Source organism: Streptomyces sp. NPDC001568, assembly GCF_042893755.1.
Lineage (GTDB): Bacteria > Actinomycetota > Actinomycetes > Streptomycetales > Streptomycetaceae > Streptomyces.
In genome coordinates, this window is the sequence record NZ_JBIAVF010000019.1 from 26,222 (window position 1) to 52,241 (window position 26,020).

The window sequence follows — 26,020 nt, forward strand, 5'->3', positions numbered from 1 at the left end:
CCCTCCGGCACGTTCGGACGTGGGGACGCTCAGCGCCCGGCGCGCTCGCTGTCGTAGGCCTCGGTCAGCAGCCGGGAGCGCTTCACGTCGTCCGCGATGGCTTCCAACAGGCCGTCCAGCGACTCGAACTTCGCCATGCCCCGCACGTACGCGAGGAAGTCCACGGCGACGTGCATCCCGTACAGGTCCAGGCCGATCCGGTCGATCGCGTACGCCTCGACCGTCCGCTCGGTGGCGTCGAACTGCACGTTCGTGCCGACCGAGATCGCCGCCGGCATCCGCTCGCCGTCCGCCGTCAACCAGCCCGCGTACACGCCGTCGGCGGGGATCGCGGTGTGCGGCTGCGTCTCGACGTTCGCCGTCGGGTAGCCGAGTTCGCGCCCGCGCTGCGCGCCGCGCACCACGACGCCCTCGACCCGGTGCGGGCGGCCCAGGATCTCGCCGGCGCCCTCGACATCGCCCTCGGAGACCAATCGGCGCGCCAGCGTGGACGAGAACGGCACGCCGCCGCCCGCCTCGCCGCGCACGACCAGGTCCACGACCTCGACCTCGTAGTCGTACGTGGCGCCCAGCTCGCGCAGGAAGTCGACGTTCCCGGCGGCCCGGTGGCCGAAGCGGAAGTTGGGGCCCTCGATGACAGCCGTCGCGTGCAGCTTGTCGGCCAGCACCTTGACGATGAAGTCGGCCGGGGACAGCTGCGAGAACTCCGCCGTGAACGGCAGGATCAGCAGCGCGTCGACCCCGAGGCCGGCCATCAGCTCGGCCCGGCGGTCGTACGAGGCGAGGATCGGCGGGTGGCTGCCCGGCCGTACGACCTCGCTCGGGTGCGGACTGAACGTGACGACGACCGACGGGACGCCGAGCTCGCGGGCCCTCGCGACGGCCCGTCCGATGATCAGCTGATGTCCCCGGTGCACACCGTCGTAGGAGCCGATGGTGACGACGCTGCGTCCCCAGTCCTGGGGGATGTCCTCCAAGCCACGCCAGCGCTGCACTGTGACCGCTCCTCGCCCGAACCCGTGTAGTCCCTGTACCGATTGCCGATTGCAGGTCTAAGACTGCCATGCCGGTGGCCGGGGCCCCGCATCGGCGTCGGCGTCGGCCCGCTGCCGCCTCACGTGATGTCCGGAGCCGTCCTGCTGAGCGTCTCCACCGTGCGCCGCGCACCCGGTCCGAGCAGCGCGGCGGCCTCCGCCCCCGCCTGTGCGAGCCAGCGCGCGACGAGCGCGCCGAAGGCCGGGTCGGTCCGGGCCAGCTCCACCGTGCGGTGCTCGAACACGGTGGGGCCGCCCGGGATCCGCAACAGCTGCCGCCCGGCCCGCCGGAGCAGCTCGCGCGTGCGTTCCTCGGGGCGGGCGCGGGTGCCGGCGGCGAGGGCTTCGAGGAAGGCGCCCAGCACCGCCGGGTCGCCCTCCTCGCGCAGCAGCGCGTCGGCCAGTTCGCCCCGCAGCCCGTACGGGGGCGCCCCGCCGGGCGCGCCCAGTACCCGGGCCAGCTCCGCCCGTACGGACGCCGGCCCGGTCCGCAGCAGGTCCAGCACGAGGGGCCGCACCACGGACCCCGCCGCCGGCCCCTGGTCCAGCCGCCGGTCCACGAAGGCGGCGGCGTGCGGTGCGTCCTCGGGCCGGCACGCCAGGTGGTCCCGTACGAGGTCACCCGCGCGGCGGGCCAGCCCGGGCGTGGTCAGCGCGGCCAGGGCGCGGAGCACCTCCCCGTCGGCGCGGGCGCGCAGCGCGGCGAACACCGCGTCCGGGTCGGGCAGCACCGGCAGCGCCGCCACCAGCGCGGACGCCGGCAGCCGGGAGCCGCGCCCGGGGTCGCGGAAGCAGGCGAGTGCGTCGGGGAGGTAGCGGGCCCGGACCTGGGGGTCGCGGAGCAGGATCCCGAGGGCGCTGCCGTGCAGGGCGCCGTCGGTGGGCCGGGCGAGCAGCGCCCGGGCGGCCCGACGCAGCAGCTCCCGGTCGGCCGGGGTGCGGACGTGCGGGGCGGTGGCGAGCCCGTACGCGGCGGCGGCGACCCGGCGCCCGGGCCGTTCGTCGCGGGCCCAGCGGTCGACGGCCCGGCACAGGGCGGAGGGCTCGTCCTCGGCGAGGGCCGCGAGCAGTTCGTCGGCGCGCGGGTGCGCCGCGCTCACCAGGGCCTCCGCGAGGTCGTCGACGGCGGCTCCCCGGTGGGTGTGCAGGAGGGCCTGGGCCGCGGTGGCGACGGTCGCTCCCGGGCGGGCGCGCAGTCGGCGTTCGTCGCCGAACCAGGCGCAGAGCAGGGGCTGGACCACTCGCGGTGCCCGTACGAGGCGGCGGGCGGCGGCGTCGAGGTAGCGGTGGTCGGCGGGCAGCAGGCGGCGGAGCAGGTCGAGCCGGTCGGACTCGGACAACCGGAGCCGGTTCCAGAACCAGCCCCCGAACTCCTCGGAGCCGGCCCGCGCCACGTGCTCGGCGAGGGCGTGCAGGACGGGCAGGTGCGGGGTGGCGTCGGCGGCCCGCAGCAAGGACTCGCGCAGCAGCCGACCGGCCCACCAGACCCGGTCGGGGTCGACGTCCGGGGTTTCCTCCGCGAAGGCGTTGAGCGCGCCGACCAGCCGGGTCAGCCGGACCCGGATCTCGGGCGCGGGCAGCCGGCGCAAGGCTTCCAGGACGGGTCCGATCCGGTGCCGGGGCACGGGCGGGCCGGGCTCGGCGGGGCCCGAGTGCACCAGGGCCTGGAGGGCGGTCGGCACGTCGAGGTGGCCGGCCTGGAGCCACTCGGACAGTTCCTCGTGCGCGAAGCGGTAGCCGTCGGACCCGGCGGGCACGAACAGCCCCTCGGTGAGGACGGCGGAGGCCCAACCGGTGCGGCGGGGGAACAGTTCCTCGAAGTCGTCCCGGTCCAAACGGCCTTGGCCCAGACACCGCCGGGCCGCCTCGTGCACCCGCCCGGCCACCCGCGCCGCGAGCCGCCGCACCCCGGGCCCGTGCACGCCGGTGGCGCCGGCGGGGTGGTCCGGCACCGGATGGTCGGGGCCGGCGCAACCGCGAACCCCGACGGCCGACCCTCCGGCCGCAAGGCCCCGTGACCCCCGGCCGTCGAAGGCGTCGGAACCCGGGACGCCGACGGCCGGGCCACCGGCGACGGGGCCGGCCCCCGGCCCGTGGGAGCCGGAACGAACGCGGTCGCACCCACCGGTACGGGGATGCCCGGGGCCGTACCTCCCGGAGCCGAAGCAACCGGGCCCGCAACCGTCCGGGCGGAGGTACCCGGGCCCGTACCCACCCGGGTCGGGGCACGCGGACCCGTACCCACCCGGATCGAGGCACGGGGACCCGTACCCACCCGGATCGGGCCACGCGGACCCGCACCCGTCCGGATCGGGGCCAGCACAGCCGCACCCCGCAAGGCCGGGATCGGCACAACCGGACCCCACAGAGCCGGGGGACGGCGAGCCACCCCCATCGGCTCCGGGGTGGACAGGGCCCCGCCCACAGGCCCCGGAACAACCGGAGCCGCACCCGCCGACCCCCGGGACACCGGAGCCGCACCCGCCGACCCCGGGGACACCGCAGCCGCAGCCGCCGACGCCGAGGTGGGCTGGGCCGGGGCCGCCGCCCGCGTAGGTCGGAGCGCAGCCGGCGCCCGCGCCGCGTCCTTCCGGACCGTCCCGGCCGGGGACCAGCGCGCCCGAGCCGTTCGCACCCGCACTCCCGACGCCGGACCCGCTCCCGGTCGGCCCACACGTACCGGGGTCATCGCTCGAACCCCCGTGGCCGGCAAGGCCGTACGCATCCGGGCCCGTCGCCCCACCCGGGCCGTTCACGGCGGAGCACCCGGCATCGGGCCCCTCCACCCAGGGCCCGCTCCCACCTGCCGTTCCCGGACCTCGAAACCCGGCGTTGCCCACGCCGAAGCCCCGCGTGCCGGGGCCGCGTTCGCCGAAGGGGTGACTCGCCGGGCCGTGGACGCCCGCACCGCGCAGCCCCGGGCCGCCTTCCCCCCGCCCTTCGGCGGCCCGCTCCAGGGCGTCCGAACCGTTCAGGGCGGGGTTCGGGACGGATGACCCCTGGCGAGCACCGGCGAAGCATCCGTCCCCCGCGCCATCGGCGGCGCCACCGGAGCCCGAGCCGTGGACGCCCGGGTTGCCGGTTCCCGGGCGGTCGGCGGCCCGGCCTGCGCCCGCCGGTCCGGACGCGGCCGGAGCACCGGAGCCCCCGGTGACCGGCGAGCTCGGGGTGGGGCCGTCCCCGGCGGGCCCGGCCGAACCGGTGCGGAGGTCCCGGGGTGCGGAGGGGACGCCCGACGGGCCGTCCGGGGGCGGGAACGCGCCCGAGGTGGCGATGCGGACCGCCACCCGCAGGGCCGCCAGGTCCAGGTGGGCCGCGAACACCTCGTCCCGGCCCGGGCACCCGGCGGTGACCCCGGCGGCACGGATCCCGGCGAGCAGGCGCAGGGTGAGCGGATGCCGCGCGTCGGCCTCCTGGACGCCGTCGGCGGGGATCCCGTAGCGGGCACGGGCGGTCTCCGCCTCGTCCGGGTCCAGGTCTCCCACGGCCAGCGCGGCGGGCAGCCGCCGGACCGGGCGGGCCGGGGTGTGCAGCACTTCGGCCGGGTAGAGGGCGCCGGCCCGCTCCCAGTACTCGGGCCGAGTGGCGACGACGAGCCGGACACCGGTCGAGCGCAGCCACGCGGCGGTGGCTTCGGTCCAGGCCGCGAGGCGGTGCGAGAGGCGCGGCGGCATCTCCTCGGGCGCGTCCAACACCACCAGCAGTGGCCGCCCGGCCACCCCCGCGACCCGGGCCACCCTCTCGGCCACGCCCTCCACGCCGAAGACGGCGGGCCGGGCTCCGGTGGGTGCGTCGGGTTCGACGGGTGGAGCGGCTTCGGGAGGTTCGGGACGTCGGTGGGCCGTGGTGGGGCGGCCGGTCCCGCCGGTCCTGGCCATGGGGATGGTGGCCGGGTGCGCCTCGGCGGGGCGGTCCACCGAACCGCCGGCTCCTCCCCACCGACCCGGCCCGCCCGGCCCGCCCGGCCCGCCCGAGCCAACCGACTCGACCGACTCGACCGCGCCGGCCGCGCCGACCGCACCACCCCGTCGCCCGCTCCACGCCACCGCTCCGGGTCCGGCCCCCGGCCACGTCCCGGCCCCTACCCCTGCGCCTGCGCCTGCGCCTGCGCCTGCCCCTGTCCCTGCCCCTGCCCCTGCGCCGAACCCACCGCCCGAACCCGACCCGGGCACTGCCCATGCGCCGGGCCCGGCGTCCGCCCCGGCACCGGTTTCCGGGTCCACACCGTGTCCTGGGCCCGTCGCTTCCTCAACCGCCCGTACGACGAAGGCTCTGGGCCTCGGAACCACCCCGGGCCAGGATCCCGGCCACGACTCCGATCCGGCACCCGCCCCGACCCCGGCTCCCACCCCCACCGCAGCGCCGACCCCCACCCCGACACCGGATCCGGACCCCGGCACCTCCCCTGATCCGGCGCCCTCGCCACATGCTCCGGTCCCGAGTCCCGGCCATGGGCCCGACGTGGACCCCGAGCCGACGTCCAGCCCCGCCCAGGCGCCCGACCCGGCCCCGGCCCGCACCCCCGTGCCCCGACCGGCCGGGATCGCCCCCGGCGGAGCTCCTGCACCCGCCCCCTCGTCCGGCCACGCCCCGTCCCCCACCGCCGCAGCCCCACCGATCCCCTCGCCCGCCTCGACGTCCGACCCCACCCGGGGGTCCACCCCGTGACCCTCCCGCACCCGACCCGCACCCCGCTCACCCGCGCCCGCGCCCGCCCCCGCCTCCACGCCGGACACCAGGGCTCGGGAGATCGCGTCGGCCAGGGAGCCGTCGGCGGCGCGCAGGTCCGCCCCCCGTAGCCACACGGTCGGGGCGGGCCGGGGGCCGCGGGTACGTTCGGCGGTCAGGGTGGCGAGGGCCGTGGTGCGGCCGGTACCGGGGTTTCCGACCAGGCCGAGGACGAACCGGTCCCCGGCGGTGAAGGCCGCCAGCGCGGCGGCGAGCGCGGGCCGGGCCACCGGTTCGGATGCGGGTCCCGACCCGGGCACGGGCCCCAGCGGGAGGGCGGCGCCGAGGCCGGCCGCCGTCAGCACCAGCGTCCCCGCGAGGTTCAGATCGGCTCCGTGGCCGGGCACGGTCGCGGAGTTGCGTTCCAGCAGGCGCGCGAGGGGCCCGCCGGGGGCGGCTGCGGCGGCAGCCCGCAGGGGCAGGGCGAAGACCCCGGAGCGGTGCTCCGACTCCAGAGCGGTGCCCAGGACCGCGAGCACCGCTCCGGTCGCGGCATCCAGGACCGGCCCCCCGCAGGCCCCACCGCCCGCTCCGAGGGCGTCCCGACCGGCGGTGCCGATGGCCAGTTCCACCGTGACGGGCAGCTCGCGGGACCACCCCGCCGCGCTGTACCTGACCCCCGCACCCGCCCCGAGCACCCGCGCCTGTCGCCAACCCCGGGCAAGGAGCCGTACGTACGTCCCTACGGGAAGCTCCTCGCGCATGGCCACCGGCAGCGGCCGCAGCCCGAGTCCGTCGGTCCGCACCAGGGCCAGCGCCGCCTCGGGCAGCGGGGTCACGTCGGCCGGCTCCGCGAGCCAGGTCCGACCTCCGGGCGCGTGCAACACGATCCGGCCCGGTCCGTCGACGGCCTCGTGGCTGGTGATCACCGTGCCGCGATCGTCGGCCAGGAACCCCGTGCCGCGCGGCCGGCCGGTCGGATCACAGATCCTGACGAGCCCCTCGACGCGCGACAACCCCCCGAGCGCCGCGTCGATCACCGCCGCCGCACCCGCACCCGCACCCGCCGTGACCTCGTCCGTCATCGCCGCACCACTCCCCCGCCGCGAGCTCCGTGCTCATGACGGTAGGCAAGTGAAGATCAGCACGAAAAGAACGCAGGGCGAACGCGCCCCCATACGCTCCCTCCATTCACTCCGAGCGCCTGCTCGGATGGGTGAACAAGGGGCTCCGGATGGATAGAGACTTACCCGAGGGGGGTCGTGGAGCGGTGAGCAGCAGACCTTGTGCGCTCACCGCTCCACGTCAACACCCGCCCTGTCCCGTCCCGGCCGGATCGTCGGACCCGTCCGGTGGAAGGGCCGATGGCGCGAAGAGGCCGATGGACAGAGGCCGACGGGACACACCCCGTCAGACGAAGACCGCCAGCGACTTCGCCTTGCCGCCCTTGCTCTCCACGAGCCCGAGCAGTTGCCCCTGCGGCCCGTACACGGCGACCGTGCGGCCGTCGCGGTACTCGTCCGGCATCTCGATCCGCACCCCGTTGCCGAGCAGCGACGCCCGGCGGGAGTCCAGGTCCCAGCGCGGGAACGCGGCGGCCGCGGCCTCGCCGATCGGCATGACGGTCAGCTCCTCCTGGAGCTGGTCCAGGGTGCGGGCCTTGTCGAGCTTGTACGGGCCCACCCGCGTGCGCCGCAGCGCCGTCAGGTGTCCGCCCACGCCCAGGTCCGCACCGAGGTCACGGGCGAGCGCCCGGATGTACGTACCGCTGGAGCAGACGACGGAGACGACCAGGTCGACGACCTTCGTGCCGTCCTCGGCCTCCGCCTCCCGCATGTCGTACACGTGGAACGACGAGATGGTCACCGGGCGGGCCGGGATCTCGAAGTCCTCGCCGTCGCGGGCGCGCTTGTAGGAACGCACGCCCTTGATCTTGATCGCGCTGACCTTCGACGGGACCTGCATGATCTCGCCGCTCAGCTTGGCGATGCCCGCGTCCACGGCCTCGCGGGTGACCCTAGAGGCGTCCGTCGACGAGGTGATCTCGCCCTCGGCGTCGTCCGTGAGGGTGTACTGCCCGAGACGGATGGTCCCGAGGTACTCCTTCTCGGTCAGTGCGAGGTGACCGAGGAGTTTGGTCGCCTTCTCGACACCGAGGACGAGGACGCCCGTCGCCATCGGGTCGAGGGTGCCGGCGTGGCCGACGCGACGGGTCTTGGCGATCCCGCGCATCTTGGCGACCACGTCGTGCGAAGTGAAGCCGGACGGCTTGTCGACGATGACAAGGCCGTCCGGAGTCTTCCCTGCTTCGGTGCTCATTCCGCGGCTGCGTCCTCGTCGTCCTCGTCGCCCGGCTTCTTGTACGGGTCGGCGTCGCCGGCGTACTTGGCGCCGGAGGACACCTCGCGCACCTGGGCGTCGGAGGAACGCGCCTTGTCGAGGAGGTCCTCGATGGTCTTCGCGTTCTCCGGGAGGGCGTCCGCCACGAAGGTCAGGGTGGGCGTGAACTTGGTTCCCGCCGCCCGGCCGACCGCGGAACGCAGCACGCCCTTGGCGCTCTCCAGACCCGCTGCCGCACTGGCCCGGTCCTCGTCGTCACCGTAGACCGTGTAGAAGACCGTGGCCTCCCGCAGGTCGCCGGTGACCCTGGTGTCCGTGATGGTCACGTGCGTACCGAGGCGGGGGTCCTTGACGCCGCGCAGCAGCTTCTCGGCCACCACCTCCCGGATGAGGTCCGCCAGCTTCTTCGCCCGCGCATTGTCGGCCACTGGTCCGTCTCCTTCTTCTGTCTTGCAGACAAGCAATAAGTCAGTCTTCATCACCGTGGAGACGCCGTCGTACCGACAGCAGCTCCACCTCGGGACGCGCCGCGACCAGCCGCTCGCAGCGGTCCAGTACGTCCGACACGAATCCCACGTCGCCACTCACCAGGGCCACCCCGATACGGGCCCTGCGATGCAGGTCCTGGTCGCCCACCTCGGCCGCGCTCACGGAGAACTTGCGTTGGAGCTCGGCGACGATGGGCCGCACGACGGAGCGTTTCTCCTTCAGCGAGTGGACGTCGCCGAGGAGCAGATCGAAGGACAGAGTCCCCACGTACATGCAGTTCCGGATGTCCCGCCGGTTCGGGTTCGATGGCCTGTCGGGCCGTCGTCCGACAGGTTCCCGCCGGGTCTCGTCCGACGGGTTCACCCGGCCGTGGCACGGCAGGATCACCGGACGCCCGGCAGGGTCATCAGAACCGTACACGCAACGGCCGGGGCCGATCGACGGATATTCCGCCGACCGGCCCCGGTGCTACGAGCTACGAGCGTGTGCGATGTGCCTCGCGCTTACGCGCGGGGCTTCTCGCGCATCTCGTACGTCGCGATGACGTCGTCGATCTTGATGTCGTTGAAGGAACCGAGGTTGATACCGCCCTCGAAGCCTTCGCGGATCTCGGTGACGTCGTCCTTGAAGCGGCGCAGACCCGAGATGGTGAGGCTCTCGGCGACGACCTTGCCGTCGCGCAGGAGCCGCGCCTTCGTGTTGCGCTTGACCTCGCCGGAGCGGATGAGAACACCCGCGATGTTGCCCAGCTTGGACGAGCGGAAGATCTCGCGGACCTCCGCCGTACCGAGCTCGACCTCTTCGTACTCCGGCTTGAGCAGACCCTTGAGGGCCGCCTCGATCTCCTCGATGGCCTGGTAGATCACCGAGTAGTAGCGGACGTCGACACCCTCGCGGTCCGCCATCTGCGCGGCGCGACCGGCCGCACGGACGTTGTAACCGATGACGATGGCGTCGGAGCCCATCGCCAGCGAGATGTCGGACTCGGTGACCGCACCCACACCGCGGTGCAGGACGCGGATGTCGACCTCTTCGCCGACGTCGAGCTGGAGCAGCGAGGACTCGAGGGCCTCGACCGCACCGGACGCGTCGCCCTTGATGATGAGGTTGAGTTCCTGGACCAGACCGGCCTTGAGGACCGAGTCGAGGTCTTCCAGGGACACCCGGCGGACGCGCTTGGCGAAGTTGGCGTTGCGCTCACGCGCAGCACGCTTCTCGGCGATCTGACGGGCGGTGCGGTCCTCGTCGACGACGAGGAAGTTGTCGCCGGCGCCGGGGACGTTGGTGAGACCCAGGACCAGGACGGGGGTCGAGGGACCCGCTTCCTCGACGTTGTTGCCCTTGTCGTCGAGCATGGCGCGCACTCGGCCGTAGGCGTCGCCCACGACCATCGTGTCGCCGACGCGGAGGGTACCGCGCTGGACGAGGACGGTGGCGACGGCACCGCGGCCGCGGTCGAGGTGGGACTCGATCGCAATACCCTGAGCGTCCTGCTCCGGGTTGGCACGCAGGTCGAGCGAGGCGTCGGCGGTGAGGACGACGGCCTCCAGCAGGGAGTCGATGTGCAGACCCTGCTTGGCGGAGATGTCGACGAACATCGTGTCGCCGCCGTACTCCTCGGCGACCAGACCGAACTCGGTGAGCTGACCGCGCACCTTGACCGGGTCGGCACCCTCGACGTCGATCTTGTTGACCGCGACGACGATCGGGACGCCGGCGGCCTTGGCGTGGTTGAGCGCCTCGATCGTCTGCGGCATGACGCCGTCGTTGGCCGCGACCACGAGGATCGCGATGTCGGTCGACTTGGCACCACGGGCACGCATGGCGGTGAACGCCTCGTGACCCGGGGTGTCGATGAAGGTGATCTTGCGCTCTTCACCGTTGACCTCGGTACCGACCTGGTACGCACCGATGTGCTGCGTGATGCCACCGGCCTCGCCCGCAACGACGTTCGTCTTGCGGATGGCGTCGAGCAGTCGGGTCTTACCGTGGTCGACGTGACCCATGACGGTCACGACCGGCGGACGCGGCATGAGGTATTCCTCGCCGCCCTCGTCCTCGCCGAACTCGATGTCGAAGCCCTCGAGAAGCTCGCGGTCCTCTTCCTCCGGGCTGACGATCTGGACGACGTAGTTCATCTCGCCGGCCAGCATTTCGAGCGTCTCGTCGGAGACGGACTGCGTGGCAGTGACCATCTCGCCGAGGTTCATCATCACGGCGACGAGCGACGCCGGGTTGGCGTTGATCTTCTCCGCGAAGTCGGTGAGGGAGGCACCGCGCGACAGGCGCACGGTCTCGCCGCCACCGCGCGGCAGCATCACGCCGCCGACGGACGGGGCCTGCATGGCCTCGTACTCCTGGCGCCTCTGACGCTTGGACTTGCGACCACGACGGGCCGGACCGCCGGGACGGCCGAAGGCACCCTGCGTGCCACCACGGGCACCGGGACCACCGGGACGCCCGCCGAAGCCGGGACGACCGCCGCCACCGGCACCGGCCGGACCGCCACCGAAGCCACCACCGGGACGGGGACCGCCGAAGCCGCCACCGCCGCCGGGACGCGAGCCCGGACCGGCCGGACGACCGGCGAAGCCGCCGCCCGCGGGACGACCGGCGCCACCGGGACGGGCACCGCCCGCACCGGGACCACGGCCACCGGGGCCGCCACCGGGACGGGGACCGGGACCACCGGCAGCGGGACGCTGCGGCATCATGCCCGGGTTGGGACGGTTACCACCGGGAGCACCACCGGGACGCGGGGCGCCGCCCTGCGGACGCGGCATGCCGCCCGGGGTCGGACGGGCGCCGCCGGGGCCGCCCTGCGGACGCGGAGCGCCACCGGGGCCGCCCTGCGGACGGGGAGCACCCTGACCGCCACCGGCGCCGGGGGCACCGGGACGCGGAGCGCCGGCCGGACGGGGCGCCTGCGGGCGCGCCATGCCGGTCGAGCCACCGGAGGTGAAGGGGTTGTTGCCCGGACGGGGACCGGCCGGACGGGCGCCCTGGGGGCGCGGGGACTGGGCACCACCGGCGGCGGGACGCTGTCCCTGACCACCGGGGGCGTTGCCGGCCGGACGCGGGGCGCCGGGACGGGCACCGCCCTGACCACCCTGACCCTGGGCCGGACGCTGCTGCGCCGGACGGGGGCCGGGAGCGGCGGCGGGACGCTCGGTGCGCGCCGGGGCGGCGGCCGGAGCCGCCGGGGGCGCGGAGAACTCGGTCGCCACGGGCGCCGCCGGAGCGGGCTTCGGGGCGGCCGGAGCCTTCGGACCGGGACGCGGGCCGGAGGCGGCCGGAGTCACCGGGGCGGGAGCCGCGGGGGCGGCGGGAGCCTCGGCGACGACCGGCTTGGGGGCCGGTGCACCGGGCTTGGGGGCAGCGGGACGCGCCGGGGCGGGAGCCCCGGGCTTGGCGGGTGCGGCGCTGCGGGGCGCACCCGGCTTCGCAGCGGACTTGCCGGCGTTGCCGCCGGGCCCCTGCAGTGCGTCGGTCAACTTGCGTACAACCGGCGCCTCGATCGTCGAGGACGCCGAACGGACGAACTCACCGAGTTCCTGGAGCTTGGCCATGACGACCTTGCTCTCAACTCCGAACTCCTTTGCGAGTTCGTATACCCGGACCTTAGCCACTTCGCTCCTTTTAGGTCCGGGTTACGCCGGACCGTCGCTACTTCATGGGCGTACTCATCGCGTACTCATCGAGTGCTCATCGCAATCTCGACCTACTTCCAACTCGCGAGGTACCTGACCGCACGGGTTACCCGTGCCGTTCTTCTTGCTCTTACGGTGTCGCCTCGGCCGGCACGGCCAAAGCTGTGCGCAGATCCGCCGTGTCGAGCGCTCCGGCGGACCGGAGGGCCCGGGGGAACGCCCGGCGGCGGACCGCCTGGTCGAGGCAGACCACGGCGGGGTGCACGTAGGCACCCCGGCCGGGCAGCGTACCGCGTGGATCGGCGACGCATTGGTCACCGATCGCCACGATGCGCAGCAGATCGCTCTTGGCCGCTCGCTCCCGACACCCCACACAGGTTCGTTCGGGGCATGCGCGGGCTTGCGTCCGGCCAGACACGCCTAAGTCTACCTCCCCGTAGCGACCTCACCCCTTCAGGTGAAAAATCGAACGGACGTCGTGGTGTTCCTCAAGGGACTCCGAGGTTTCGGAGTCCCTGTCTACCGGCCGGGAACCCCCGACCGGTACCGGTTTATTCCCGGCCGCGTCCCTGGTCGCGGTCGCCGTCACGCCCACCGTCACGGGCCGGGCCGCGCCCGCCGTCACGGTCGGAGCCGCGGTCGCGGTCGTCCCCGTCGGCGACCGGCTCGGTGTCCGGGCGGATGTCGATGCGCCAGCCGGTGAGCCGCGCGGCGAGGCGGGCGTTCTGGCCCTCCTTGCCGATGGCCAGCGACAGCTGGTAGTCGGGCACGGTGACGCGCGCGGACCGGGTGTCCCAGTCCACGACGTCGACCGCGCTCACCCGGGCGGGTGACAGCGCGTTGGCGACCATCTCCGCCGGGTCGTCCGACCAGTCGACGATGTCGATCTTCTCGCCGTGCAGCTCCGCCATGACGTTGCGCACACGGCTGCCCATCGGGCCGATGCAGGCGCCCTTGGGGTTCAGGCCGGAGCGGGTCGACCGGACGGCGATCTTGGTGCGGTGACCGGCCTCACGGGCGATCGCCGAGATCTCGACGCTGCCGTCGGCGATCTCCGGGACCTCCAGGGAGAAGAGCTTCTTCACCAGGTTGGGGTGGGTGCGCGACAGGGTCACGGACGGACCGCGAACACCCTTCGCCACCCGCACGACGTACGCCTTCAGGCGCAGGCCGTGCGTGTACTCCTCGCCGGGAACCTGCTCCTGCACCGGCAGGATGGCCTCCAGCTTGCCGATGTCGACGAGGACGTTCTTGGGGTCCTTGCCCTGCTGGACGACGCCGGTGATGACGTCGCCCTCGCGACCGGCGAACTCGCCGAAGGTCAGGTCGTCCTCGGCGTCGCGCAGACGCTGGAGGATCACCTGCTTGGCGGTCGTCGCGGCGATGCGCCCGAAGTCCGACGGCGTGTCGTCGAACTCCTTGGGCTCCTGGCCCTCTTCGAGGTCCCTCGGGTCCTCCGTCGCCCACACGACCACGTGACCGTTGGTGCGGTCGAGCACCACGCGGGCGCGGCGGAAGCTGCCCTCGGTGCGGTGGTACGCGATGAGGAGGGCCGACTCGATCGCTTCGACGAGCAGGTCGAACGAGATCTCCTTCTCGCGGACCAGACCCCGCAGGGCACTCATGTCGATGTCCACGGCTACGCCTCCTCTTCCTTCTTGTCCTTGCGGTTGAACTCGATTTCGACACGCGCCTTGGCGATGTCGGCGAACGCGATGCGGCGGGTGGTCGCCTTGCGGCCCTTCACACCCGGAACTTCGAGGTCCATGCCCTCGTCGTCGACGTCGAGGATGCGGGCGATCAGTTCCCCGGCACCCTTTTCACCGTCGGCGGTCAACTGAAACTTGACGAGACGGCCGGTCGCCCGAACGTAGTGACGGTGCTCGGTGAGCGGGCGGTCCGCGCCCGGGGAGCTGACTTCGAGGACGTACTCGTCCTCACCCATCACGTCGGAGGCGTCGAGCTCGTCGGACACCTCACGACTCAGCTCGGCACAGGCGTCGAGTTCCACACCCTCGTCGGAGTCCACGATGACCCGCAGCATCCGACGCTTGCCCGCCTTGGACAGCTCGATCTCTTCGAGGTCCAGGCCCTTGGCGGCGACGAGCGGCTCCAGCAGTCCGCGCAGCCTGTCGCTCTGGGTGGTGCTCATCCGGGTGACTCCTCGGCCGCGTGTGCTGTTGTGGTTTTCCGTCGCGTGTCAGGTCAAAGGGTATCCGGTCGCGGGGGGTGTTGCCGTCCGCGCTGCGGACGCGACCCCCGGGTACCGTGATCACACCCTGTCCCGCCATCACCCCGAGGACGACGCCCGTGCCCTGGACCCTGCCCTTGAGGCCCTCGCGTAGGCGCCTGCTCGTCGGAGCCGCCGGTGCGGCCGGGGCCGCGCTGCTCCCCGGGTGCTCCGGCGGGAGCGACCCGTCGGACGCCGACACCGGCGTTCCGCTCGAACGGCGCATCCGAGAGGGCGCCGTTCGGGACAGCGAACGACTGCTCGAACGTTACGAGGCCACCACCGCCGCCCATCCGGCCCTCGCCGCGCGCCTCGCGCCGCTGCGGACCGCCGTCGCGGCGCACGTCGCGGCCCTGGCCCTGCCGGGCCCGGCCTCCCCCACGCCGTCGGCCACGGGCAAGCCGCTGTCCGCCGGTGCCTCCGGGACGCCCTCGGGGTCGCCGTCGGCGCGCCCCGACCCGGTCCCGCCGAAGGAGGTCGACGCCCTGGCCGCGCTGGCGGACGCCGAACGGGACCTGTCCGAGGCCCGCACGGTGTCGCTGGCCGGCGCGCCCGGCGAACTGGCCCGACTGCTGGCCTCGGTGGCCGCGTGCGGGGCCGTCCACACCTACCTGCTGACCGCCACCCCCACCCCGGGAGCCGCTTCGTGAAGCCCGAACCCTCCCCCGCCGGCCGTCCGCTGGAGGCGGCCCAGGCGGCGCTGGCCGCCGAGCACTCGGCGGCGTACGCCTACGGGGTGATCGGCGCCCGCGCCTCGGCCGCCCGGGCCGCCGAGGCGCGCGAGGCGTACGGCGAGCACCTCGCCCGCCGGGACTCCCTGACCCGGACGGTGCGGGAGCTGGGCGGCTCGCCCCGGCCCTCGGAGGCGGCGTACGCGCTGCCCTTCGAGCTGCGCGGACCGGCGGACGCCGAGCGGCTGGCCGCCGAGATCGAGGACCGGGTGGCGGGCGCGTACTCGGATCTGGTCCGGGCGGCGGACGGCCGGCTGCGCCGCGAGGCCGCCGACGCGTTGAGTGCCTCGGCCGTCCGCGCGGCGCGCTGGCGCGGTGTCGGCGTAGCCTTCCCTGGGCTCACGGAAAAGCGCTGAGGAGGCGCGACGGGGCCCGGGACGGCTGAAAGGGATCACGCACGCATGGCTTTCGAACCGCCGCAGCGGCTTGTACGGGCGCTCGGCGAGATGCCCGGGACGACGCAGGACACGGACTGGCTGGGGCAGTTGCCCCGGCTCGCCGATGAGGCACTCGCCCGGCGGGACGTCTCCGCCCAGCGGGTCCAGGCCCCCGGCGGCCGCAGCAGCCTGGTGCTCCTCGTCCACTACTCCGACGGCACCCCGGCGGCCCTGAAGCTGGCCCCCCCGGCCGCCCGGCCGGAGCGGGAGCTCGCCGCGCTGGCGCACTGGGGCGGTTTCGGAGCCGTACGGGTCCTCGACTCGCGCCATCACGAGGACGACGGCGGGCTGCTCCTGGAGCGCCTCCACCCCGAGGTGTCGCTGCGCTCGCTGCCCGAGGCGAAGGCGCTGCTGGAGGCCTGCGGCACGCTCCGCCGGCTGTGGGTCGAGCCACCACCGGAGCACCGCTTCGAGACGGTGGCCGAGCGCACGGCCCTCCAGTGCGGGGCCCTGCGCGCGGCGCCGCCGGAACTGCGGGCGCTCGCGGACGCTGCCGTGGCGGCACGGGAGGAACTGACGGCCGCGCCGGCCGAGGAACTGCTGCTGCACGGGAACTTCCGGCAGGGCAAGGTGCTGGCCGGCGAGCGGGCGCCGTGGCTGACGGTGGGTCCGGATCCGCTGGTCGGCGAGCGGGCGTACGACCTGGCCAGGCTGGTCCGGGACCGGCTGGAGGACCAGGTCGCCTCCTCGACGGGGGCCGCCGGGGCCCGGCGGCGGGTGAACAAGCTGGCGGACTCGCTGGAGGTCGACCGCGAGCGGCTGCGGGGCTGGACGGTGTTCCGCGCGGTGGAGTCCGGCAACCGCGCGCTGGCCGCCGGGCGACGCCGGGACGCGGAGCTGTTGCTGGAGTTCGCGGCCTGGTTGTAGGGCATACCGTAGGTAGGAAGGTATGTCCGGCAGGGGGCCGTCATGGTCGAAGAACTGCTGATAGCGGCGATCGCCGCGGGCGTCGGGGTGGCCGCGTACGCGGCGACCGCCGCCCGGGTGGTGAAGCAGTACGAGCGGGGCGTGGTGTTCCGCCTCGGCCGGCTGCGCGAGGGCGTCCGGGGGCCCGGGTTCACGCTGGTGGTGCCGGGGATCGACCGGCTCCGCAAGGTGAACATGCAGATCGTGACGATGCCGGTGCCGGCCCAGGAGGGCATCACCCGCGACAACGTCACGGTGCGGGTGGACGCGGTCGTCTACTTCAAGGTCGTGAACGCGGCCGACGCGATCATCGAGGTCGAGGACTACCGGTTCGCGGTCTCCCAGATGGCGCAGACGTCCCTGCGGTCGATCATCGGCAAATCGGACCTGGACGACCTGCTGTCGAACCGTGAGCAGCTGAACCAGGGGTTGGAGCTGATGATCGACAGTCCGGCCGTCGGGTGGGGCGTGCAGATCGACCGGGTGGAGATCAAGGACGTGTCGCTGCCGGAGACGATGAAGCGGTCGATGGCGCGCCAGGCGGAGGCGGACCGCGAGCGTCGCGCCCGGGTGATCAACGCGGACGCGGAGCTGCAGGCGTCGAAGAAGCTGGCGGAGGCGGCGGCGGTGATGTCGGAGCAGCCGGCGGCCCTCCAGCTGCGGCTGCTCCAGACGGTGGTCGCGGTCGCCGCGGAGAAGAACTCCACGCTGGTGCTGCCGTTCCCGGTGGAGCTCCTGCGCTTCCTGGAACGCGCGGCGCCGGGCGCGCCGGGCGCGCCGGGCGCCCAGCCGCCGCCGGTTCCCCCGCCCGTGGAGCCCGGGACGGAGGACGCCGGCGGGAGCGGTGACCGGGCGGTCCGGAGACGACTCAGCCCTTCGTGAGGCGGGTCAGGGCCTCCTCCAGGGGGAGTTCCTCCCGGGTGCCGGTGGCGCGGTCCTGGAGTTCGACGATGCCGTCGGCCGAGCGGCGGCCCGCCACCAGGATGTGGGGGACGCCGATCAGTTCGGCGTCGGTGAGCTTCACGCCGGGCGACAGTCCGGGCCGGTCGTCGAGCAGGACCCGCCGACCGGCTCCGGCGAGTTCGGTTGCCGCCCGCTCCGCCAGGGCGAGCGGGACGGCCTTGCCCGCGGCGACGACGTGCACGTCCGCCGGGGCCACTTCGGCGGGCCAGCACAGGCCCCGGTCGTCCGCGGTCTGCTCCGCGAGGGCGGCGACGGCGCGGGAGACCCCGATGCCGTAGGAGCCCATGGTGACCCGGACGGGCTTGCCCTCGCGGCCGAGTACGTCGAGGCCGAAGGCGTCCGCGTACTTGCGGCCGAGCTGGAAGATGTGCCCGATCTCGATCGCCCGGTCGAGCCGCAGGCCGGCGCCGCAGGCGGGGCAGGGGTCGCCCGGCTCGACGACGACCACGTCGAGGTACCGGTCCACCTCGAAGTCGCGTCCGCAGACCACGTTCCGCGCGTGGGTGCCCGCCCGGTTGGCGCCGGTCACCCAGGACGTGCCGGGCGCCACGCGGGGGTCCGCGAGGTAGCGGACCTTCTCCAGGCCCTGCGGGCCCACGTAGCCGCGTACCAGGTCGGGGCGGTCGGCGAAGTCCTCGGCGGTCACGAGTTCCACGACCGCGGGCGCCAGGTGCTCGCCGAGCTTGCCGAGGTCGACCTCGCGGTCGCCGGGGACGCCGACGGCCACGATCTCGCCGTCGACCTTCACCAGGAGGTTCTTCAGGGTCGCCGACGCGGGGACGTCGAGGAAGGCCGCCAGTGACTCGATGGTCGGGGTGTCGGGGGTGTCCAGTTCCTCGACGGGGCCGTGGTCGCCCGCGGCCGGGGCGAGGGCGAAGGTGACGGCCTCGGTGTTGGCCGCGTAGTCGCAGGAGGGGCAGTCGACGAAGGTGTCCTCGCCGGCCCCGGCGGGCGCGAGGAACTCCTCGGACGCCGAGCCGCCCATGGCCCCGGACACCGCCGAAACGATGCGGTGGTCGAGCCCGAGCCGCTGGAAGATCCGTACGTACGCCTCGCGGTGGAGCCGGTAGGACTCGGCGAGGCCCTCGTCGGAGACGTCGAAGGAGTACGAGTCCTTCATCTGGAACTCGCGCCCGCGCAGCACTCCGGAGCGGGGGCGGGCCTCGTCTCGGTACTTCGTCTGGATCTGGTAGAGCATGACCGGCAGGTCCTTGTAGGAGGTGCACTGGTCCTTCACGACGAGGGTGAAGATCTCTTCGTGGGTGGGGCCGAGCAGGTAGTCGGCGCCCTTGCGGTCCTTGAGCCGGAACAGCAGGTCGCCGTACTCCGACCAGCGGCCGCTGACCTCGTACGGTTCCTTCGGCAGCAGCGCGGGGAGCAATACCTCCTGGGCGCCGATGGCGTCCATCTCCTCGCGGACGACGCGCGTGACGTTGTCCAGGACCCGCTTGCCGAGCGGCAGCCAGGTCCACACGCCGGCGGAGCTGCGCCGTACGTAGCCGGCCCGGACCAGGAGGCGGTGGCTGAGGGTCTCGGCGTCCGCCGGGTCCTCGCGGAGGGTCTTGGCCATGAGGCGGGACATGCGCTGCACGTGTTGCGTAGACATGTCCGGAGGCTACCGGGGCCGACGGGGGCTCCGGCAACCCGTTTCAGGGCCGGGGGCCGGGCCTGAGCAGTGGCAGGGGCGCGCCCATGACGGCGTACGGGAGGCTCGCGCTCGGGAACTGGACGCGGCGGGCGAGGTCCCGGTAGCCGAGGGCGGCGTAGAGGCCGCGGGCCGGGCTGTCGGTGTCGATGGCGGAGAGGATCGAGCGGGGTTCCTCGGCGCCGTCGGTGATCCGGGTGATGAGGGTGCGGCCGACGCCGCGGCCCTGGAAGCCGGGATGGACGTGCAGTTCGGTGATGACGAAGGAGTCGTCGAGCCAGCCGTCGGCGCCGCCGGCCCGCAGGTACGGTTCGACGATCGTGGACCACCAGTGGCCGCGGTCGTTGGGCATGCCGTAGACGAAGGCGGCGAGGGCGCCGTCGTCGGTGAAGGCGCCGAGCGCGCGGGCGCCGCGGCTGGTCATGTGGCGCTGGACGATGTAGCGCCGGATGCCGACCTCGTCCTCGCTGAGCCCGAAGGCCACCGCCTGCACGCGCAGGGCCTCGTCCACGCGTTCGGCGAGGTCGAGGGGGCCGATGCGGAGTCCGGCGGGCCGTGCGGGGTCGTCGCCCCCGGGGGTAGGCAGCATGCGGCGACCTTACTTCGGGGTAGGGCCGGTGCGGTACGGCTCGGGCGGCGAAAGCGGCCACGGCCGGGGCGGCGGCGGGCTCAGAACAGGACGCTCATGAACGCGCCGGTCTCGCGGAAGCCGACCCGCCGGTAGGCGGCGCGCGCGGCGGTGTTGAAGTCGTTGACGTAGAGGCTGACGACGGGGGCGACGTCGCGCAGTGCGTAGGCGACGACGGCCGCCATGCCGGCTTCGGAGTGGCCGCGGCCCCGGTGGTCGGGGTCGACCCACACGCCCTGGATCTGGCAGGCACGGCCGGTGGCGGCGCCGATCTCGGCCTTGAAGACGACCTTGCCGTCGTCGATGCGGGCGAAGGAGCGGCCGGTGCCGACGAGTTCGGCGACGCGGGCCTGGTAGAGGAGTCCGCCGTCCCCGGCCATCGGGGAGATGCCGACCTCCTCGGTGAACATGGCGACGCAGGCGGGCATGATCAGGTCCATCTCGTCCTTGCGGACCCGGCGGACGCGCGGATCGGCGGTGACCGTGGTGGAGGGCTGTTCCATGACCATCAGCGGTTGGCGGGAGCGGACGTCGCGGGCGGGTCCCCAGCTGGGTTCGAGGAGCTGCCACAGCAGCCGGGTGGCTTCGGCGGGGCCGACGATGGAGGAGCAGCGACGGCCGGTGCGGCGGGCCCGTTCGGCGAAGGCGCGGACGGCGTCGGCTTCGGCGCAGACGGGGACCAGGTTGGCGCCGGCGTAGCACAGGGAGCGGAGCTCGCCGTCGGCGTACCAGCCCCACATCTCGCCGCCCAGGCGCCAGGGGTCGAGGCCCGCGACCTGGACCCTGGAGGCGACGAAGGCGTTCTCGACCGGCGCGCGCCCGAGGACTTCGAGGGCGGCGTCGAGATCACTGGGCTCAAGGACCCTGGTGGTGGTCTGCGTCAACACTGGGGGGCCTCACCATGCAGTCTGCTGATCTCCGCACTGTACCCGGCGAGGCCTGGGGATGCCGCCTCCCACGGTCACGAAAGGACCCCGGCCCCGGCCCCGAGCTGCGGGAACGGGGCCGGGGCCGGAGCTGCGGGAGCTACACGCCGATGGCCACGGTCGGCTCGCCGGAGGGGATGCCGTCCTTCTCCATCTGCTCGGCGATCTTCATCGCCTCTTCGATGAGGGTCTCGACGATCTTCGACTCGGGAACGGTCTTGATGACCTCGCCCTTGACGAAGATCTGGCCCTTGCCGTTGCCGGAGGCGACACCGAGGTCGGCCTCGCGGGCCTCGCCGGGGCCGTTGACGACGCAGCCCATGACCGCGACGCGCAGCGGGACCTCCATGCCCTCCAGGCCCGCCGTGACCTCCTCGGCCAGCTTGTAGACGTCGACCTGGGCGCGACCGCAGGAGGGGCAGGAGACGATCTCCAGGCGGCGGGGCTTGAGGTTCAGCGATTCCAGGATCTGGTTGCCGACCTTGACCTCCTCGACCGGCGGCGCGGACAGGGAGACGCGGATGGTGTCGCCGATGCCCTCGGAGAGCAGCGCGCCGAAGGCGACGGCGGACTTGATGGTGCCCTGGAAGGCGGGGCCGGCCTCGGTGACGCCCAGGTGCAGCGGGTAGTCGCAGGCGGCGGCGAGCTGGCGGTAGGCGTTGACCATGACGACCGGGTCGTTGTGCTTGACCGAGATCTTGATGTCGCCGAAGCCGTGCTCCTCGAAGAGGGAGGCCTCCCACAGCGCGGACTCGACCAGCGCCTCGGGGGTGGCCTTGCCGTACTTCTTGAGCAGGCGGGCGTCGAGGGAGCCGGCGTTCACGCCGATGCGGATCGGGGTGCCGGTGTCCTTGGCGGCCCGCGCGATCTCCTTGACCTTGTCGTCGAACTGCTTGATGTTGCCCGGGTTCACGCGGACGGCGGCGCAGCCGGCGTCGATCGCGGCGAACACGTACTTGGGCTGGAAGTGGATGTCCGCGATGACCGGGATCTGCGACTTCTTCGCGATGACGGCGAGGGCGTCGGCGTCGTCCTGCGTCGGGCAGGCGACGCGGACGATGTTGCAACCGGAGGCGGTCAGCTCGGCGATCTGCTGGAGCGTGGCGCCGATGTCGGACGTGCGGGTGGTGGTCATCGACTGCACCGAGATGGGTGCGTCGCCACCGACGGCCACGGAACCGACCTGGATCTTGCGGCTGACCCTGCGGTCGGCAAGCTTCGTCGGCACGGCCGGCATTCCGAGTGAGATGGCAGTCATCTGCTGTGCAACCCCAAGGTGTGGATCGAGGTCCCGAGATCGGCGGGCTCCAGTCTTCGAGATTACGCCAATCAGCACGCGCCCCTTGCATCCGAGGGGGTGTGCCACCCGAACGTAGGGAGCCGGGCACGATGTGTGCCCGGCTCCGTCCGCCCTGCTGTAGGGACCTGCTGTGGGGAAACGGCGGCTAGGTGATCTTGATGGGGTTCACCACGTCCGCGACGAGGACCAGCAGCGTGAAGCAGACGAAGAGTCCGGCGACCACGTACGCGGCGGGCATCAGCCGGGCCACGTCGAACGGGCCGGGGTCGGCGCGCCGCAGGAGCCGTGCCACGTTGCGCCGCAGGGACTCCCACAGGGCGCCGGCGATGTGCCCGCCGTCCAGGGGCAGCAGGGGCAGCATGTTGAACAGGAAGAGCGAGAGGTTGAACATGCCGAGGACGTTCAGCATGATCGACATGCGCTGTTCGCCCGGGATGTCCAGGGTCGCGATCTCGCCGCTGATGCGGGCCGCTCCGACGATGCCCATCGGGGAGTCCTGCTCGCGTTCGGCTCCGCCGAAGGCCGCGTCCCACAGGGCCGGGATCTTGGCGGGGAGCTGGATCAGGCCCTGCACGCTGCCCTCGACGATCTCGCCCATGTGGTCCACGGACTCACCGAAACCGAGGGCCGCGATCTCGGTCTTCGGGCTGAAGCCGAGCCAGCCCGCCGTGACGTACTCGCCCTTGACGTAGCCGCCGTGCCCGTCGGTCCTGGCGACCTTGTTCTCGATCAGGTCGACCGGAAGGGTCACCTCGCGGCCGTCGCGCACGACGGTGACGGTGGCGGGGCCGACGGTGTCGCGGATCCGCTGTTGCAGGGCGGACCAGTCGGCGACCTCGCGGCCGTCGAAGGCGACGATGCGGTCACCGGCCGCGAGGCCGGCCCGCTTGGCCGGGGCGACCGGGTCGCTGTCCTTGCAGACCTCCCGGTTCTCGCTCTGCTGGATCACGCAGGGCGAGACGGTGGCGACCTCGGTGGTGGTGCGGTTGATCCCGAAGGTCATCCAGACACCGAAGAAGATCGCGAGGGCGAGCACCAGGTTCATGAAGGGGCCCGCGAACATCACGATCACGCGCTTCCACGGCTTGCGCGTGTAGAAGAGCCGCGACTCGTCGCCGGGCTGGAGCTCCTCGTAGGCCGCCGAGCGGGCGTCCTCGATCATCGACCGGAACGGCGACGTGGAGCGGGCGGTGACCTTGCCGTCCTCGCCGGGCGGGAACATCCCGATCATGCGGATGTAGCCGCCCATCGGGATGGCCTTGATCCCGTACTCGGTGTCGCCCTTCTTGCGCGACCAGATGGTCCGGCCGAAGCCGACCATGTACTGGGGCACGCGGATGCCGAAGAGCTTGGCCGTGGAGAGGTGGCCGAGCTCGTGCCAGGCGATCGAGAAGAGCAGGCCGACCACGAAGACGACCACACCGATCAAGGTCAGCAGTATCGTCATGCGCTCGCCTCCACGGCGGCTCGAGCCGCCATCTCCCGTGCCCGGGCCCTGGCCCAGGTCTCCGCTTCCAGGACGTCCGCGACGGTCAGCGAGGTTCCCGCTCGCGGCACGCCGTGTTCATCGACCACGGCAGAGACCGTATCCATGATTGCTGTGAACGGCAGCCGACCGGCCAGGAACGCCTCCACGCACTCCTCGTTCGCCGCATTGAACACCGCGGGGGCCGTGCCGCCCAGGGTGCCGACGTGGCGCGCCAGGCCGACCGCGGGGAAGGCCTCGGTGTCCAGGGGGAAGAACTCCCAGGTCGACGCCTTGGTCCAGTCGAACGCGGGGGCCGCGTCCGGGACCCGCTCGGGCCAGCCGATGCCGATCGCGATGGGACCGCGCATGTCGGGCGGGGTGGCCTGGGCGAGGGTGGAGCCGTCGGTGAACTCGACCATGGAGTGGACGTAGGACTGCGGGTGGACGACGACCTCGATGCGCTCGAAGGGGATGTCGTAGAGCAGGTGCGCCTCGATGACCTCCAGCCCCTTGTTGACCAGGGTCGCCGAGTTCACGGTGATCACCGGGCCCATGGCCCAGGTCGGGTGCGCGAGCGCGTCCTCGACGGTGACCCCGGCCAGCTCCGCGCGGGTGCGGCCGCGGAAGGGGCCGCCGGAGGCGGTGACCACGAGCTTGCGGACGTCGGCGCGGGTCCCGCCGGCCAGGGCCTGGAAGAGCGCCGCGTGCTCGGAGTCCACGGGGATGATCTGCCCGGGCTTCGCGAGGGCCTTGACCAACGGGCCGCCGACGATCAGCGACTCCTTGTTGGCCAGGGCCAGGGTCCGCCCCGCCCGCAGCGCGGCGAGGGTGGGCGCGAGGCCGATGGAGCCGGTGATGCCGTTGAGGACGGTGTGGCACGGCGAGGCGGCGAGCTCGGCGGCCGCGTCGGGCCCGGCCAGGATCTCGGGCAGCGGCTCGGACGGCCCGTACTGGGCCCCGAGCGCCTCCTTCAGGGCCGGTACGACGTCCTCGCGGGCGACGGCCACGGTCCGCACCCGCAGCAGCCGCGCCTGCTCGGCGAGCAGTCCGACGCGCCCACCGGCGGCGGACAGCGCCGTGACGCGGAAGCGGTCCGGGTGGCGCAGGGCGAGATCGATGGCCTGGGTGCCGATGGACCCGGTCGACCCGAGGATGACGATGTCCCGGCGGCCGGCCGAGGCGTCGAAGAGGAGGTGCGGGTCGGCGAGGGGGGCTGGACTGTCGGTCATGCCCCCCATTGTGGCCGCAACTCAGGAGCGCTTGGACACGGAGTCCCCGTCGGTGACGCGGGCGAGGAGTTCGGGGAGCGTTCCGGCGAAGTCGGGGAGCGCCCGGGCCGCCCGCCACCAGGCCCGCGGGTCCGTCCCGAGGGCGACGTCGAACAGTCGGTCGGCCTCCGCCCGGGCGGCGAGGACGGCCGCGGGCCGGTCGTGGCGGTCCGGGTGGCCGATGTCGCCGAGCCACTGGTCCTCGTCCAGCGCCCAGCAGGCGGGGACCTTGTGCCGGACCACGTCGGCTCCGGTGATCAGGCCGCGGTCCAGGCAGTCGCGGACCCAGCGGACGTCCTCCTCGACGGTCTCCATCGGGACGGCGAGGCTCACCAGCGCCAGTTCCCGCTCCCAGCCGCCGATCGGCTCGGACGGGGCCGTGTCGGGGGCGAGCCGGCGTACGGCCCGGCCCAGCGCCGGGTCGTGCCGTACCAGGCCCAGTGGCGGCAGCGAGTTCGCGGCCAGCTCCGCCGCCAGCTCGGGCAGGGTGCCGCGGTAGCCGGGGGCCCGGCGCGGCAGTTCGGCCCACAGCCGCGGGTCCTCCCCCAGCGCGGGCCGCAGGGCCCGCTGCACCGCCGACTGCATCTCGGCCTGCTCGGGCAGGCTCCAGCGCAGCCCGCGCGTGACGGGAAGGTGCCCCAGCAGCAGCGTCCGGGCGGCGGGCGCCACGTGGGCGACGAGCTCGTCGCAGGTCAGCAGCCCGGTCCGGACCGCGCGCACGGCGGGCCGGTACCAGTGGCGCCCGTACGGGTCCCCCGCGCGGGCGTCGAGGAGGGCCGGGCAGGCCTCCCGGGGCAGCCCGGCCGCCAGCATCAGGGCCTCCACGGCTCCCGGCGGCAGCGGGGCACGGGCGTGCTCGCGCAGCAGCTGTTCCGCGTCGAGCTCGTGCGGCATGCCGAGCAGGGTGAGCGGGACCCGGGGCCGGCGGGCGTGCCGGCGCAGCAGGGCGATCAGCCCGGCGGAGTCGAAGGGGCCCGGCCCCGTCGCCCGGAGCAGCTCCGGGGAGGGGCCGGGGCGGGCGGCGTACCGGGCCGGGCCGGGCAGGCCGGGCAGCGGGCGGCCGACGACGTGGGGGTTGCGGGCGATGTAGTGCCGGTCCGCCTCGGCTCCCCCGCGCAGCAGCAGGGTGACGGCCGAGGCCGGCAGCCACTGGTCGCGGCACAGGTACTTGCGCGACGGCCCGTCGAGCCGGTCGAGCAGCTCACCCACCACCTGTTGCGGCGCGTGGCGCAACAGGTGCGCCACGCACCAGGCCAGCCGTCTGCTGACCCGGTCCTCCTCGGCCGTCGGCATCGTCCTCGCCCGCCTCGCGCTCGTACCCGCGCCCGGGGTCGCAC

At 73.7% G+C, this 26,020-nt stretch carries 20 protein-coding genes; 4 read left to right on the top strand and 16 right to left on the bottom strand.

Annotated elements, in window-relative coordinates; genetic code table 11:
- Nucleotides 1-29 precede the first annotated feature (29 nt).
- The 9 genes from ACFY0I_RS30330 to rimP form a co-directional block, all read right to left on the bottom strand.
- Nucleotides 30-995, bottom strand: a complete 966-nt coding sequence (locus ACFY0I_RS30330) for a bifunctional riboflavin kinase/FAD synthetase (protein ID WP_388901804.1) — start codon at nt 993-995, stop codon at nt 30-32.
- Between the two features lie 119 nt (nt 996-1,114).
- Nucleotides 1,115-6,787: a hypothetical protein gene (locus ACFY0I_RS30335; protein ID WP_388901805.1), complete on the bottom strand. Its 5,673-nt coding sequence runs from the start codon at nt 6,785-6,787 to the stop codon at nt 1,115-1,117.
- A 325-nt stretch (nt 6,788-7,112) separates the two neighbouring features.
- Nucleotides 7,113-8,021 carry a tRNA pseudouridine(55) synthase TruB gene (gene truB, locus ACFY0I_RS30340; protein ID WP_388901807.1) on the bottom strand — a complete coding sequence of 303 codons (909 nt, stop codon included), beginning with the start codon at nt 8,019-8,021 and terminating at the stop codon, nt 7,113-7,115.
- On the bottom strand, nt 8,018-8,470 hold the full coding sequence (gene rbfA, locus ACFY0I_RS30345) for a 30S ribosome-binding factor RbfA (RefSeq protein ID WP_388901808.1): 453 nt from the start codon (nt 8,468-8,470) through the stop codon (nt 8,018-8,020). Before rbfA ends, truB begins: the two co-directional genes overlap by 4 nt.
- A 40-nt stretch (nt 8,471-8,510) precedes the next feature.
- Nucleotides 8,511-8,804, bottom strand: coding sequence for a DUF503 domain-containing protein (locus ACFY0I_RS30350; RefSeq protein WP_362875956.1), 294 nt, complete (start codon nt 8,802-8,804; stop codon nt 8,511-8,513).
- A gap of 230 nt (nt 8,805-9,034) precedes the next feature.
- Nucleotides 9,035-12,160, bottom strand: a complete 3,126-nt coding sequence (gene infB, locus ACFY0I_RS30355) for a translation initiation factor IF-2 (RefSeq protein ID WP_388901809.1) — start codon at nt 12,158-12,160, stop codon at nt 9,035-9,037.
- A 151-nt stretch (nt 12,161-12,311) separates the two neighbouring features.
- Nucleotides 12,312-12,599 (bottom strand): YlxR family protein, encoded by a 288-nt coding sequence (locus tag ACFY0I_RS30360; RefSeq protein WP_388901811.1) that lies wholly within the window; start codon nt 12,597-12,599, stop codon nt 12,312-12,314.
- Between the two features lie 133 nt (nt 12,600-12,732).
- Nucleotides 12,733-13,818: a transcription termination factor NusA gene (nusA, locus tag ACFY0I_RS30365; RefSeq protein ID WP_388901813.1), complete on the bottom strand. Its 1,086-nt coding sequence runs from the start codon at nt 13,816-13,818 to the stop codon at nt 12,733-12,735.
- Between the two features lie 2 nt (nt 13,819-13,820).
- The gene (gene rimP, locus ACFY0I_RS30370; RefSeq protein WP_388901815.1) at nt 13,821-14,333 is read right to left on the bottom strand and encodes a ribosome maturation factor RimP; all 513 of its coding nucleotides are present in this window, start codon (nt 14,331-14,333) and stop codon (nt 13,821-13,823) included.
- Nucleotides 14,334-14,491: 158 nt separating this feature from the next.
- Between rimP and ACFY0I_RS30375 the strand changes: the two genes are divergently transcribed.
- From ACFY0I_RS30375 to ACFY0I_RS30390, 4 genes are read left to right on the top strand one after another with little or no spacing between them, the layout of a single operon-like run.
- Nucleotides 14,492-15,061 (top strand): hypothetical protein, encoded by a 570-nt coding sequence (locus tag ACFY0I_RS30375; RefSeq protein WP_388901817.1) that lies wholly within the window; start codon nt 14,492-14,494, stop codon nt 15,059-15,061.
- Nucleotides 15,058-15,498: a ferritin-like domain-containing protein gene (locus ACFY0I_RS30380; RefSeq protein ID WP_388901818.1), complete on the top strand. Its 441-nt coding sequence runs from the start codon at nt 15,058-15,060 to the stop codon at nt 15,496-15,498. Before ACFY0I_RS30375 ends, ACFY0I_RS30380 begins: the two co-directional genes overlap by 4 nt.
- A 45-nt stretch (nt 15,499-15,543) precedes the next feature.
- On the top strand, nt 15,544-16,446 hold the full coding sequence (locus ACFY0I_RS30385) for an aminoglycoside phosphotransferase family protein (RefSeq protein ID WP_388901820.1): 903 nt from the start codon (nt 15,544-15,546) through the stop codon (nt 16,444-16,446).
- Between the two features lie 42 nt (nt 16,447-16,488).
- Nucleotides 16,489-17,367, top strand: coding sequence for a slipin family protein (locus tag ACFY0I_RS30390; protein WP_388901822.1), 879 nt, complete (start codon nt 16,489-16,491; stop codon nt 17,365-17,367).
- Here the strand turns inward: ACFY0I_RS30390 and ACFY0I_RS30395 are convergent.
- From ACFY0I_RS30395 to ACFY0I_RS30425, 7 genes are all read right to left on the bottom strand, one after another.
- A complete protein-coding gene (locus ACFY0I_RS30395; RefSeq protein ID WP_388901823.1) occupies nt 17,354-19,054 on the bottom strand; it encodes a proline--tRNA ligase in 1,701 nt (566 codons plus the stop codon). The two genes, ACFY0I_RS30390 and ACFY0I_RS30395, sit on opposite strands and share 14 nt — an antisense overlap.
- 43 nt (nt 19,055-19,097) lie before the next feature.
- On the bottom strand, nt 19,098-19,682 hold the full coding sequence (locus tag ACFY0I_RS30400) for a GNAT family N-acetyltransferase (protein WP_388901825.1): 585 nt from the start codon (nt 19,680-19,682) through the stop codon (nt 19,098-19,100).
- Nucleotides 19,683-19,762: 80 nt separating this feature from the next.
- Nucleotides 19,763-20,608, bottom strand: coding sequence for a GNAT family N-acetyltransferase (locus ACFY0I_RS30405; protein WP_388901826.1), 846 nt, complete (start codon nt 20,606-20,608; stop codon nt 19,763-19,765).
- Nucleotides 20,609-20,747: 139 nt separating this feature from the next.
- The gene (gene ispG / locus ACFY0I_RS30410; protein ID WP_385572591.1) at nt 20,748-21,905 is read right to left on the bottom strand and encodes a flavodoxin-dependent (E)-4-hydroxy-3-methylbut-2-enyl-diphosphate synthase; all 1,158 of its coding nucleotides are present in this window, start codon (nt 21,903-21,905) and stop codon (nt 20,748-20,750) included.
- 187 nt (nt 21,906-22,092) lie between these two features.
- Nucleotides 22,093-23,394, bottom strand: a complete 1,302-nt coding sequence (locus ACFY0I_RS30415) for a M50 family metallopeptidase (RefSeq protein ID WP_388901828.1) — start codon at nt 23,392-23,394, stop codon at nt 22,093-22,095.
- Complete coding sequence (dxr, locus tag ACFY0I_RS30420; RefSeq protein WP_388901830.1) at nt 23,391-24,653, bottom strand: 1-deoxy-D-xylulose-5-phosphate reductoisomerase; 1,263 nt, start codon at nt 24,651-24,653, stop codon at nt 23,391-23,393. The genes ACFY0I_RS30415 and dxr overlap by 4 nt, the downstream gene beginning before the upstream one ends.
- Before the next feature lie 12 nt (nt 24,654-24,665).
- Nucleotides 24,666-25,976: a hypothetical protein gene (locus ACFY0I_RS30425; RefSeq protein WP_388901831.1), complete on the bottom strand. Its 1,311-nt coding sequence runs from the start codon at nt 25,974-25,976 to the stop codon at nt 24,666-24,668.
- Nucleotides 25,977-26,020: the final 44 nt, after the last annotated feature.